The organism is Oceanisphaera marina (assembly GCF_014643915.1).
Taxonomy (GTDB): Bacteria; Pseudomonadota; Gammaproteobacteria; order Enterobacterales; family Aeromonadaceae; genus Oceanimonas; species Oceanimonas marina.
In genome coordinates this window covers 1-13,401 of sequence record NZ_BMKE01000015.1, presented here as the reverse complement: position 1 = coordinate 13,401, position 13,401 = coordinate 1, and the positions used below count along the sequence as shown (strand labels likewise).

Here is a 13,401-nt window from a genome sequence, read left to right as displayed (position 1 = left end):
TGGTCGAATAAATTCGACCCTACATATGATTTAGCGTGTCGTGATGTTTATGATAAAGCCCGTAATGGTCTTTTAGTATTTTTCCGTGGGTTCCGTGGATTCCGTGGCAAAAAAGTCTTTAGTGTTTATCTTTAAGAGGATTTTTCATGACCTGCCCAGTTTTCCCTAAACCCGCCAAAAGCAAATCCTCGCTGTGGAAGGTGTTTTTCAAAAAACGTCATTCCTGGCTGGATGCCTTGTACGAGCGCAGCTACCGCATGAAAATGGGTGAATTTAAACTGCCGGGATTCAGGCTGTATATGGTGAACCAGCCGGATCTGGTACGCAAAGTCATGGTGCAGGATGTTGCCAACTTCCCTAAAAACCGACTGCTGGGCGAGATACTAGAACCCCTGCTGGGCGAAAGCATATTCACCACCAACGGCGAACAGTGGCAAAAACAGCGCAACATGCTGGATCCGGCCTTTAAACACACCCGCGTACAGCAAGTGTTTGGTTTAATGCAGGCCGCCGTTAATGATATGTCGACTCGGCTCACTCAGCATCAACCCGGTCAAGACATAGACCCGGAAATGACTTTTGTAACTGCCGACATTATTTTTCGTACCATAATGTCAACTGAGCTTGCCCCCGACAAAGCCGAACGCATTCTTGCCGCCTTTGTGCGCTTTCAAGCAGAATCACCCAAACTTGCCTTGCTGAAAATGTTTAAGGCACCGGCCTTTATGCAGAGGGGGGCAAGTGAGCGCAAGCGTATTAAAGCCGCCAAAGAAATTCGCAGCGCCATAGAAGAGATAGTCACGCCACGCTACAACCAAGCGCAAGCCGCGCGTGCAGGATGCCCACAAAGTCAGGCTGCAGTGGCAGAGCAGCAAGATATTTTATCTTCTTTATTACAAGCGGTTGATGAAGACAGCCAAGCACCTTTTTCTTTTAATGAAATAGTCGACCAAATTTCCATGCTGTTTTTAGCGGGCCATGAAACGACCGCCAGCTCATTAACTTGGTCACTCTATTTACTGGCGTTGTATCCAGAGGTACAACAACAAGCCCGCGAAGAAGTACAAACCGTATTGGCAGAACAAGTAGGCCAAGCCATGAGCGTACAGGCGTTGCGCAAAATGATTTTGGTACGTGACACCTTTCGCGAGGCATTACGGCTCTATCCGCCGGTAGGGTTTTTGTCCCGCGAATGCACCCACACCACCCAAATGCGCGACAAAAACATGCCTGCAGGGTCATCGGTCATGATCTCGCCCTGGCTTATTCACCGCCATCAGGATTTTTGGGACAATCCCAACGGATTTGATCCCAGTCGTTTTACCAGCAAAAACCTGAAAACGCCGCTCAGTAAATCCTACCTGCCCTTTGGCGCAGGGCCAAGAGTGTGCATAGGTGCCGCCTTTGCCCAGCAAGAAGCCAGCCTGATACTGGCCACTATTTTAAAAGACTATCGTTTTGCCCTGGCCGACGACTTTGTGCCCGAACCGGTAGGCAAACTCACCATTCGCTCGCAAAATGGCATGCGCATAGTGCTGACCCCCATTAACAAAACATACGTATAACAGAAGAAAAACTCTTTGCCACGGAAGAACACGGAACCCACCGAAAAATAGACATCAAACAGAGCTTATGGGGTAAGATCTTACATAGAATAAGCCCTTTATATTTTGGTTTTCTTCCGTGGATTCCGTGGCAAAAAATGCTCTTAGTTTTAGGTTTTAAAGACCAACGACTCTCCGCAACCGTTACCCAGAACGACTTAACCCTATTTATATAACAACAGAGAACAAGACTAATGAAAGAAAGACTCGCCGGATTTTTGCTGATGTGTGCCGTAGTGCCACTGGCTATATTAGGCTACCTGATTATTTGCTACGTTGGCTTTGTTGGCAGAGTAGAACGTGCCCGCAGCGGCGTGCGGGCGCTGGATCATTTTGTAAACGCATCGGTATTAAACGGCTACGCCTGGGAGTCAGTATCGTCCCACGCCTGGCGCGAACGGGATAACAAACACTGGGCCAAGTTTGTCATTTGGCTGACCAACAAGTTTCAAGAGAACCACTGCCAACGCGCCAACAAACGCGAACAACCCCTGGTCGACCTGGTACTGCAAAAAGGCCTGCACAAACAAACCATAAAAAACAGCCTGAAGATAAAGCCATAAGCTTGAAGCCATACGCTGTAAGCAGTAAAGAAGAAACCCCGCGGTTTTAGGTTTTAAAGACCAAAGACTTATCGGCCACGGAAGAACACGGAATCCACGGAAAAATAAAAGCTAACCCCAAAAGCGAATTTTTTGGGTAAGACCCTATAAAAGAAGACAATCTCTTCCGAGCTCTAGGTTTTATCTTTCTTCCTTGGGTTCTGTGGATTCCGTGGCAAAAATAGGCTTGTGGCTTGGGATTTTGTTTTAGCTACCGGATTGAAGCTCCTCGAAGGGCTATTATTTTCGCCTCTCGCTTTCTTTTTTGTTACTATTCGCGCCTAGTGCGCCACCATAAAAATAACCACCGGATACGGACTTCTCATGCAATCGGTATTACTGCTACAAGGGCCACTGGGGCCTTTTTTCCAACACCTATCGCATTTTTTGAATGACAAGGGCATTAGAGTTCATAAAATCCATTTTAATGGTGGCGACAAGTGCTGGCCTTGTGCCGGCACCCAGGTTGACTACACAGGCTCTCTGCCCGAGTGGCGACATTATTTGTCGGAATACATCAACACCCACGCCATAGACACCCTGTTTTGCTACAGCGACTGCCGCGAATATCATGCCGTGGCACGAGAATTTTGCCTTGCTCATAAAATACGCTTTTTTGCGTTTGAAGAAGGCTATTTGCGCCCCCACTACATTACGCTGGAACAAAACGGTGTAAACGCGCACAGCACCTGGTTTGGCAAACTCGCCGAACAACTTCCCAATGGCAGCACAGAACACGTAAAACACAAGCTGGATATCAAGCCCAATTTCAAGCGGCGCATCTTTTACGCCATGCGCTATTACCTTAACCTACAGCTGGGTCGTCCGCAGTTTCGTCGCTATGTGCACCACCGCCATCGTCCTTATTGGCAAGAAGGCCTTGCCTGGCTAAAAGGCTGGTACACCAAATATACTCATATTGCCAAAGACAAAGCACTGCAACAGCAGCTGATTGACCATCACTCCGGTCATATTCATCTGGTCCCCTTGCAGGTTGCCGACGACTTTCAAATTCGCACCCATTCTCATTTTAGCGATGTGTCGGAATCCATCACCCACATAATAGATTCGTTTGCAGCCCACGCGCCAAAAGATGACATCTTGCTTCTCAAGCACCACCCCATGGACAGGGGCTACACCCATTATCGTGAGCAGATTAACAAACAAGCCACAGAATTAGGCGTCAACCAGCGGGTATTTTACGGCTTTGAATTATCGCTGCCCGACCTTTACCGCCATTGCAAGGGTGTGGTCACGGTAAACAGCACGGTAGGCCTGTCTGCGCTGTTTCATCATGTGCCTACCATTACCCTGGGCAAGGCGTTATATGATATTCTGGGCCTCACCACCCAAGGCTCGCTAGCCAACTACTGGCGCTCCCCCGCCCCGGTAGACGTCATCTTGTTTAAACAGCTTAGAGCCTTTTTATTGCAGCATACCCAACTTAATGGCAGCTTTTACTGCGAGCCACAAAGCACCTGCAACTACATATGGCAACACCTGGAACAAAAAGCGGTACCGGCTATCAAGGTACAACCACAGCTCATACCCGCGTCTGCGACACGTTTGGTCAGCATGGATAATCAAGATAAAAACGTGGCGTGAAATACAGCCGCAAGCTGACAGTTAAAGATGACAGCACAAGCGCTATTTTCGCCACGGAAGAACACGGAACCCACAGAAGAAAACCAAAATCCAAAGGGCCTGGCATCAGGCCAAGACCTTACCGATAAAATTCTTTGTCACTTTTCGCTCTTATCCCACCTTAATTTTTCCGTGGATTCCGTGGATTCCGTGGCAAAAACGGTTTCAGGTTTTAACTTAAACCTGCAGCTAACGGCTTGATACCATCGACCTCCGAAGCATTGGTTATTAATCACGCAATCAAACTACTGGCAGTCGCACCTATAACAGTGAAGTGCTATTATTACGCGATTTTTTTAAAACTTACGCCTTGCAATTTGCAAAAGTCGTAATACTTCCAGAGTTATACCAGCGAATTGGGAGCTGTAACCTAAGGGCGGTAGCGTGTCTTTTTATAATAATAAGAGTTAACAATCAATAAATGTTAACTTTTCGTTGTGCGTCACTACCGCACAAAATATGCTTCAAGTGAAAGTAAATACCCTATTTAATGACCGCCGCTTGAATGCTTCTTTAATTCAACTGAATTGCCTGCAATTTACATAAAAAACGACAGAGCGTATTATTCCATGCAGTTATCCAGAAACAAGATACTTGTCTGCCTGTTTACCTTCAGCATAATGGCGGCCAGTGGTTGTGCTAACCAGCAACAGAACAACCTAGGTTCGCAGCCTGCAATAGATAATGTAGCGCTTACCCAATATCTCAACACCAGCACTGCCACTGCTACGGTGCTCGCCACCAGCCCCTGGGGCCCCAACGTTCAGGTAATGGCCGAGCAAGCCTACTTTGCCGCCAGCGGCCGCACCTGCCGCCAACTGCAGGTAAGCCAGCCTAACGGCAACACCCAACAGCACATCGCCTGCCAGCTTAAAAATGGCAGCTGGACAATCAGCCGAGACCTTCAGCAGCGCCCCTTCGGGGAGCTATAAGCTTTCAGCGGTTAGCTATCAGAAAAAGCGAAAACTTAAAACAAACACCTGCTTTGGCTCTATCTGTCATTGCGAGCGAAGCAATTCATTGTTTAGCTGATCGCTTACAGCTTTCTGTTCATGGATTGCCGCGACGCTGCACTCCTCGCAATGACGACAAGAGCAGCTGTACGCTTTAAGCTGTCAGCAACACACCAAAGGCTCTTGTAGCTGCCGCTTCAGCCGGCAGGCCGTGTTCAACACGGCAAACCAACAGACAACTTAATACGCACAAACACAGCGCAGCCCTCACCTCACTGTGTTTGTCTTTAACTTAAAGCTGACAGCTTATAGCTTACAGCTGCTTTTAAGATTTCGAGAACAAGTCATGTCCTTAAAAAAACTCGCCCTACCTTTCGGCTTACTCGCAATGTTAGCGGGCCCGGCCCAGGCTCAGCTGATTGGCAGCAACGCCGGCGAACTACCCGCCGAACAAAATAGCCGCTTTAACGAACCTTCTGCCGCCGACCAAGCAAGTCAAAACTCCAACGCTAACTGGAAAAGTGGTCGCTATAGCCCAGTCGATAATCGCCAGTCAGCAACTACTTCCGAGCTGCCCAGTTTTGGTAGTCAGCTGTTCAACGGCGGCTTTAGTGGCGTGCGCGCCGACGGCTTAAACCCCGACTACGTGATCACCCCCGGTGACCAGGTGACCCTGCGGGTATGGGGCGCCATCGACATAGACCGCGTATTGCCGGTAGACGCCCAGGGCAATATTTTTATCCCCGGCGTGGGCCCCATCAAGGTACAAGGCATAAAACACGGCCAGCTGGATGCTCGAGTACGCAGCGCCGTTAACTCCATTTATTCCAACAACGTACAGGTGTACACCAACCTGCAGGGCGTGCAGCCGGTATCCGTATTCGTTACCGGTTACGTGCAAAGCCCGGGCCGTTTTGCCGGCACCCCGAACGACTCGCTATTGTACTTTCTGGATCAGGCCGGCGGCATAGACGACGCCACCGGCAGCTATCGCCAGATAAAAGTGATCCGCAACGGCCGCCCCCTGGCCACCGCCGACTTGTATGACTTTTTAATAGACGGCACCCTGCCCCGGCCACAATTTAAAGACGGCGACACCATAGTGGTGGCCGAACGTGGCCCCACAGTGACCGTAGAAGGTGACGTGGCCCGCGCCTATCGTTACGAACTGACTCCCGGCGCCATGACTGGCCGCGACCTACAACAGCTGGCCCGGTTAAAGTCCAACGTGACTCATGTGCTGCTGCGCGGTGCCCGCAATGCCGGCCCCATCTCCCGTTATGTGGCAATCAACGAATTCGGCCAGCAAACGCTTAACAGTGGCGATCAGGTGGTATTCAACAGCGACATGCGCGACAACACCATAGTGGTGCAGCTGGAGGGCAGCTATTACGGCCCTTCACGCTTTGCCCTGCCGCGCGATGCCCGCCTGCACGAGTTACTGAATGCCATAGCCGTGCCGCAAACCATGACCGACACCAGCAGCATTTCGCTCAAGCGCGTGAGCGTGGCCGAACGCCAACAACAGGCACTAAGCGAAAGCCTGGCCAGGCTGGAAACCACCTACCTAGGCGCCTCTTCTTCTACTCCACAAGAAGCAGAAATTCGCGTGCGCGAAGCTGAACTGATCACCCAGTTTATTGAGCGCGCCCGCCAGGTTGAACCCAACGGCCGGCTGGTGCTGGCCAACAATGGCCACATCAGTGATATTCGCCTGCAGGATGGCGACATTATTACGATTCCCGAAAAATCCGACTCACTCCTGATCAGTGGTGAAGTGCTGGTGCCGCAGTCGGTGGTATTTAACGCCAATCGCAGTGCCAAAGACTACATACAAGGCGCCGGTGGCTTTACCGACCAAGCCAACACCAGCCGCATTTTGGTGGTACGCCAAAACGGCGAAGTACGCGAAGCAGACGATGTTACCCTGCGCCCGGGTGATGAAATTTTGATATTGCCTCAGGCCCCGACCAAAAACCTGCAGCTGGCCAGCACCCTCACCCAGATTCTTTACCAGATTGCCATTGCCGCCAAAGTAGCGATCGATATTTAATGAGCAACTTACAAACACGCACCCCCTGGCAGGTAACCCGCAGCGTGTGGTTTGCCATGTTTATGCGCGAGGCGGTAAGCCGCACCATGGCCAATCGCATGGGCTGGTTTTGGATGATATTCGAGCCGGTGGCGTTTGTTACCATCATGATCTTGATACGTACCCAGCTCAGGGGAGCGAGTCGACTGATAATTAATGCCGAATTTATTCCCTGGATGATCACCGGCATGATGGGCTTTTTTTTAGTACGCGAAGGCCTGACCCGCAGCCAGGGAGCCATTAGCTCGGCTCAAGCCTTGTTTGCCTATCGTCAGGTTCAGCCAGTAGATACGGTATTGGTACGTACCTACCTGGATGGCATGCTACGTACTGTAGTACTGGTGCTGTTTATCCTGGGTGGCCTTGGTTTGGGTCTGCATTTGTTTCCAGACAACGTGATAAAAGCGCTGTTTAGCTGGATTGCTTTATGGGCATTAGGCTTGGGCTTGGCGCTGATTATTTCTGTTTGCGTAAAGTTAATTCCTGAAACTGGCAAAATCATCAGCATGCTGAGTATGCCGTTAATGATTATCAGCGGGGTCATATTGCCGTTGAATAGTTTGCCTTATAATATTCTTGAATACTTAATGCTCAACCCCGTAGTGCATGGCCTTGAACTATTACGTTTAAGCTTTTTTGAAAACTACCATGTGGTCAGTGGCACCAGCATCACTTATTTGTGGCTGTGGATTTTAGGGCTAAATGCATTGGGGCTGCTGATGCACTTGCGTTATAAAGAACGGTTAAAAGCAAAATGATTAAAATCAATAATCTTTATAAACGCTACAACAACCGTGATGGCCGCGAGGCTCCCTGGGTATTAAAAGGCATTAATTTAACCATACCCAAAGGCGTTAGTGTCGGCTTGGTCGGCCGCAACGGGGCGGGCAAAAGCACCTTGCTAAAACTGATTGCCGGCATGGACAGCCCAGAACGCGGCAGTGTGGAGCGCCATTGTCGGGTATCCTGGCCTATTGGCCTTTCAGGGGGCTTTCAAAGCTCGATGACCGGGCGGCAAAACGTCAAGTTTGTGGCTCGGGTACAAGGCGGTGGCCTCAACGTGCAACGCATTATCGATGCTGTAGAAGATTTTGCCGAGCTGGGCAATGCTTTCGATCGCCCCATTAACACCTATTCATCGGGAATGCGTTCGCGCCTTAATTTTGGCTTGTCTCTGGCATTTGATTTTGATGTGTATCTTTCTGACGAAGCCACTGCCGTAGGTGACCGTGCGTTTAAAGAAAAAGCGGCAAAGGCATTTAAAGACAAGGTAGGCCAATCCAGCCTGATTATGGTGTCGCATTCCGAAGGCATACTTAAAGAACTCTGCCAGGCCGGTATTTACCTAAAAAATGGCCAGGCTCACTGGTACGACGATATCAACGACGCCATAACCGCCTACCACCAGGAAACGAAGCCGTAACACTCATGACTGGCTGGACGGTAGGCGCCGCTTTAGCTGGCGCAAATCAAAAAACTGCGTTGTACCTGATAATTCGGCACCGTCTGCCCCGGCAGCTAAAGCGCCGGCTACAAAACCCGCCGGTTTCTGCTGTGCTTCTGTAGCTGCCGCTTTAGCCGGCAGTCTCTGCGAAGCAGAGAAAAAACCAACAAGCACAACACAGCAATCACACACAACGCCAAGCAAGCAGCTTAAAGCTGACAGCTTACCGCTTACAGCTCGCCCCCAGATAAACGCTAGGTTCGAAAAAGGAACTGAACAAACAAAATGCAAAAATTCATCAAAAAACAACCTCACTGGGCGCTAGCCCTTGCCGCCATTATCGCCGTCAGTTTCTACTGGTTCGCCTGGGCGGCGGATCGCTATGTCTCCCGCGCCACCGTGGTACTGGAAAGCCCGCAAATTGCCGCACCCGAATTCAGCTTTACCAGCCTCATAAAAGGCGGTGGTGGCCATGGCGATCTCTTGCTGTTGCGCGAACACTTGTTGTCAGTCGACATGTTAAACAAAGTACAGGCAGAGTTGCCATTTCGTGAGCATTACAGCGAAAACGGCGATCTGTTTTCTCAGTTAGCGGACGCCGAAACACCGATAGAAGAACTGCATAAATACTACCAAAAACGCATTAGCGTAGAACTGGATGAATACGCCGGAGTACTGAACATCACCGTAGAAGCCTTTGCACCCGAATTTGCCCACCAAATGTCACAGTTGCTGCTGAATGCCGGCGAAGCCCATATGAATGAAATGGGCCAACGCCTGGCAGAAGAACAGGTACGCTTTTTAGAGCGTCAGGTAGACAGACTGGAAGGCCGCCTGGATGAAACCCGCGCAGCCCTGCTGGCCTATCAGAATGAACATGGGCTGATTTCTCCCATTCATACGGTAGAAAGTCTCAACCAGGTAGTTGGTACGCTGGAAGGTGAGCTGGCCCGCATGCAGGCCCGCTATAGCGCAGCGCAAAGTTACCAAAGTGGCCGTTCCGCGGAACTGGTCAGAATAAACAGCGAAATCAATGCCCTGAAAAAACAAATCGGCAAAGAACAAAACCGCCTGGCCAAAGAGACCGGCAATGCCCTTAACAGCATCTCGGCTGACTATCAAACCCTGGAATTAAAAGCCCAGTTTGCCCAGCAAACCTATTCCAGCGCCTTGGCTGCACTAGAGAACACCCGTATAGAAGCCGCCCGCAAGCTCAAGCAGGTCAGCGTGCTGCAAAGCCCGTTGCTGCCAGAATACGCCACCAAACCGGACCGGCTCTACAATGCCAGCATGTTTGCCATTATCACCCTGTTTCTGGCCTTTATTGTCAATATGATGACGCTGATCATTCGCGACCACCGGGATTAAACCAACATGACCTCAACCCCCGTTCACACCTTGGTGCACATTGGTCCCGGCAACGGCAGCCAGTTGCCCGAATACGAAATCATGGCCCCTGCCCGGCTGGTACTCATAGAGCCCCTGCCTACTCATGCCAACAGCCTGCGCCGGCTTGCTGCCAGCCAGCTAAATGCACAAGTTTGGGAGCAGGCCATAAGCTGCCGGCACAACAACCAACCCGCCACTTTTATTGAATTTAATCTTAGCGAAGCCAGCAGCCTGCACCAGCCTAGTGGGCTGCTGCAACTGTACCCCGGCATAAAAACCCTGCGGCAACACCAGGTGCAAACCCAAACCCCGGCCGCCATGATGGCAACACTAAATTTGCCCAAGAGCGAAACGCACCGCCTGGTTGTAGAAGCGAATGGTGAAGAAACCGCCATTATGCTGGAGCTGGCGCAACTGGGCCTGTTGCAGCAATTTAAACAAGTGCAACTGGCCCTGCCTGCCACACCTCTTTATATCAATGAGCAGCCTACAGAACAGCTACCACAACAATTGCAAGACTGTCATTTTGAGCTAATGCAAGAAAACACAGATGATCCCGACATTCACGTGCAGCTGTGGCAGTTTAACCAGCACTCATATCAGCGTGAGCAGCAGCAACATAAATTAACCGCCACAATTAAAGAACAAGAACAGCACCTTGCCCAGCTAACAGCTCAGCTGCAGCAGGAGCAAACCAGGCATGTTGCTGCCAGCAATAATGCGGATGCTCTTACATCCCAGGTAACTGACCTCAAAAAGCGAAATGCAGAGTCAGACCAAAAACTAACCACTTTGCAGCAGTCACTCGGCGAAGCAGAAGCCCTGCAAGCACAAACACAAAAAGAAGCAGCAGCGCTAAAAGAGCAGTGTAAAGCTGCAGAGCAAGCGCAACAGGCCGCACAAGATCAGCTGAACCTGTTGCAACAGTCTCTGGCAGAAGCACAAGCACAGCTTGTCAGCAGCGAAGACGAGCTAACCAAATATAAAAACTACTTTCAAAATCGCAAAAAACAGCACGAAGCCGCCGAGCAGCAAATTGTTGAACTCACCCAACAGCTAAGCAGTGCCAACGAGCAAATAAACCAGCTAACAACACAACTACAACAACAGCAACAGCAACAGGCCGGCAGCAAACTCGGCGAGCTGGAGCAAAAAATGGAGCAACTGTTTGCCGACCAGGCCGAGCAACTGCGGCAAAACACCAATGCCCTGGGCCAGCATGTAACCAAAATGCACGCCAGCAGCAATCGCCAATGGCAGGCAACACTGGCCGTGCAGCACAGCCTCAGCTTTGGTGAACAACCACTGCAGTTTTCAGACACCAGCATAAGCCCGGAGCTGGCACAGCACCTGATAACATTGGTGCAAAACAATAACTACGACCTGATTATTGAATTTGGCAGCGGCCACTCTACCTCTCTGCTGGCACGTGCCTTGTTAAGCCAAAACAAACGCTGGCAAGGCAATGGCCAGCTGGCCTTGCACAACGGTGAGCCACAAACACAGCTGATGCCCAGCGAGCACGATCTGCCCAAACGAGTTATCAGCTTTGAGCACAACAAAACCTTCTACCAGCAAACCAAACAGGCACTGCAACAACAAGGTCTGAGCCAAATAGTAGAGCTGGTGTATGCGCCACTGGTGGATTATTCTGAGCAAGGCAGCGACTATCTGTTTTACGACTGCAAAGATAAAATCAAACAGCTGGCACAAATACTAGCCGGGCGAGAGGCTCATATCTTGGTACTGGTAGACGGCCCCTCTAGCACCCAGGAGCAAGAAAGCGCTCGTTACCCAGCTTTGTCCCATCTGCTCAAAAATCTGGCTGCACACAAGCTGGATATCATCCTCGACGATTACCACCGCAACGGCGAGCAGCATATTGCCGAACAGTGGCGCAGCCAGCTAAAAGCACGCAGCCTGCATTTTAACGAGGCAAGCCTGCATTGTGAAAAGGGGGCTCTGATGCTTGAGATCAATCATTAATATACAACAATCATTATTAACAAATAAGCATATAAAATGACTATGTTACTAACGCAACAAGCAGCTAAGTATTTTTTGCAAGGGAATTATAAAAAAGCCCATGATCTTTACAAGGATGCAGAAAAAGTACTTGGCCCGAAAAATGTAAAAGCCAACTTATTGCTTTGCCAAAAGCGACTAAAAAATAAAAAAAACACCCCAGTGGTATCCTTATCAGGTAGGGGGTCAGCTAGTGAAGAAGTCCACTTACTTAACCAGGAAATCATAAAATTAAATAATGAATTAGAGAAAAAAGATATTACAATTCAGGAACGATTCCAAGAGCTGGCTATATTGACTAAGTTACTTGAAGAAAAATAACCTTACCGGAGAAAAAAATGAAATTAGAAAATACTACCATCGCAGTTTTAGGTTTGGGCTATGTTGGCCTGCCACTCGCTGTTGAATTCAGCAAAAAATACAAAACCATTGGTTTTGATATTAAGAACTCTAGAATCAATATGCTGAATGACGGCATAGATGATACCCTTGAAGTTTCCAGTGATGAACTCAAAGCAGCAAGCAACCTGGTATGTAGCAGTAATGAAGAAGATATCAAGGCAGCCAATGTCTACATTGTCACCGTTCCTACCCCCATCGACGATCATCGCCAGCCCGATCTCACTCCTCTGATTAAGGCATCTGAATTACTGGGTCGGGTGATCAGCCAGGGCGATGTTGTAATTTATGAGTCCACCGTTTACCCAGGTGCCACCGAAGAAGACTGTATTCCGGTTATTGAGCGAGTGTCCGGCCTGACCTTTAACAAGGATTTTTATGCAGGTTATAGCCCCGAACGTATCAACCCGGGTGATAAAGAACGGCCGGTAACCAAAATCATGAAGGTCACTTCAGGATCAACTCCAGAAATAGCTGATTTTGTAGACAGCTTGTATAGCAGCATTATTACAGCTGGTACCTTTAAAGCTAGCAGCATCAAAGTAGCTGAAGCGTCAAAGATCATAGAAAACACTCAGCGCGACGTAAATATTGCCCTGATTAACGAACTTTCCATGATCTTTACCCAGATGGGCATTGATACCCACGATGTGATTGAAGCCGCTGCCACCAAGTGGAACTTTATCAAGCTGCAACCCGGCCTGGTAGGCGGCCACTGCATTGGCGTAGACCCCTACTACCTGGTACATAAGTCCATGTCGGTTGGGCATATTCCGGATATTATCCGTACCGCCCGCGAAATTAACGACGGCATGGCCCGCTTTGTGGCTGGCAAACTCGTTAAGGCCATGATCCAAAAAGGTCTGCAGATTAAGGATGCCAAGGTACTGGTTATGGGCCTCACTTTTAAGGAGAATTGTCCCGACATTCGCAATACTAAGGTTATTGATCTGATTGAGGAACTTGAGTCTTATGGTATAAGTATCGATGTCTTTGACCCTTGGGTTAACGCTCAAGAAGTCAAAAAAGAGTATGGTTTAGATAGTATAGAAATACCTACAAAGAATTTTTATGATGCAGTCGTTTTGAGTGTGGCTCATAATGAATTTATAAATACACAAACAAAAATAGCTGAATACTTAAAAGAAAACCATATCATTTTAGACATGAAGAATATTTTACCTAATGTAAAAAAGAATAAAATAAACTTATAAAAAGATAATAATTAACTTGATATTATCATTTTATA

At 49.1% G+C, this 13,401-nt stretch carries 11 protein-coding genes; all 11 read left to right on the top strand.

Features of this window, described 5'->3' with window-relative positions; genetic code table 11:
* Window positions 1-146 precede the first annotated feature (146 nt).
* Entirely contained in the window at window positions 147-1,565 is a 1,419-nt protein-coding gene (locus tag IEW52_RS10070; RefSeq protein WP_188629947.1) for a cytochrome P450, read from the top strand.
* 233 nt (window positions 1,566-1,798) lie between these two features.
* Window positions 1,799-2,167 (top strand): hypothetical protein, encoded by a 369-nt coding sequence (locus IEW52_RS10065; RefSeq protein WP_188629946.1) that lies wholly within the window; start codon window positions 1,799-1,801, stop codon window positions 2,165-2,167.
* Between the two features lie 363 nt (window positions 2,168-2,530).
* Entirely contained in the window at window positions 2,531-3,811 is a 1,281-nt protein-coding gene (locus tag IEW52_RS10060) for a capsule polysaccharide biogenesis protein (RefSeq protein ID WP_188629945.1), read from the top strand.
* A gap of 608 nt (window positions 3,812-4,419) precedes the next feature.
* On the top strand, window positions 4,420-4,782 hold the full coding sequence (locus IEW52_RS10055; RefSeq protein ID WP_188629944.1) for an RT0821/Lpp0805 family surface protein: 363 nt from the start codon (window positions 4,420-4,422) through the stop codon (window positions 4,780-4,782).
* A 409-nt stretch (window positions 4,783-5,191) separates the two neighbouring features.
* Window positions 5,192-6,856: a polysaccharide biosynthesis/export family protein gene (locus IEW52_RS10050; protein WP_188629943.1), complete on the top strand. Its 1,665-nt coding sequence runs from the start codon at window positions 5,192-5,194 to the stop codon at window positions 6,854-6,856.
* Complete coding sequence (locus IEW52_RS10045; protein WP_188629942.1) at window positions 6,856-7,653, top strand: ABC transporter permease; 798 nt, start codon at window positions 6,856-6,858, stop codon at window positions 7,651-7,653. Before IEW52_RS10050 ends, IEW52_RS10045 begins: the two co-directional genes overlap by 1 nt.
* A complete protein-coding gene (locus tag IEW52_RS10040; protein ID WP_188629941.1) occupies window positions 7,650-8,318 on the top strand; it encodes an ABC transporter ATP-binding protein in 669 nt (222 codons plus the stop codon). The genes IEW52_RS10045 and IEW52_RS10040 overlap by 4 nt, the downstream gene beginning before the upstream one ends.
* Window positions 8,319-8,624: 306 nt before the next feature.
* Window positions 8,625-9,707, top strand: a complete 1,083-nt coding sequence (locus tag IEW52_RS10035) for a KpsE/RkpR family capsule polysaccharide export protein (RefSeq protein ID WP_188629940.1) — start codon at window positions 8,625-8,627, stop codon at window positions 9,705-9,707.
* A 6-nt stretch (window positions 9,708-9,713) separates the two neighbouring features.
* Window positions 9,714-11,714: a hypothetical protein gene (locus IEW52_RS10030; RefSeq protein WP_188629939.1), complete on the top strand. Its 2,001-nt coding sequence runs from the start codon at window positions 9,714-9,716 to the stop codon at window positions 11,712-11,714.
* Window positions 11,715-11,750: 36 nt separating this feature from the next.
* The gene (locus IEW52_RS10025; RefSeq protein ID WP_188629938.1) at window positions 11,751-12,074 is read left to right on the top strand and encodes a hypothetical protein; all 324 of its coding nucleotides are present in this window, start codon (window positions 11,751-11,753) and stop codon (window positions 12,072-12,074) included.
* A gap of 17 nt (window positions 12,075-12,091) precedes the next feature.
* A complete protein-coding gene (locus IEW52_RS10020; protein WP_188629937.1) occupies window positions 12,092-13,366 on the top strand; it encodes a nucleotide sugar dehydrogenase in 1,275 nt (424 codons plus the stop codon).
* Window positions 13,367-13,401: the final 35 nt, after the last annotated feature.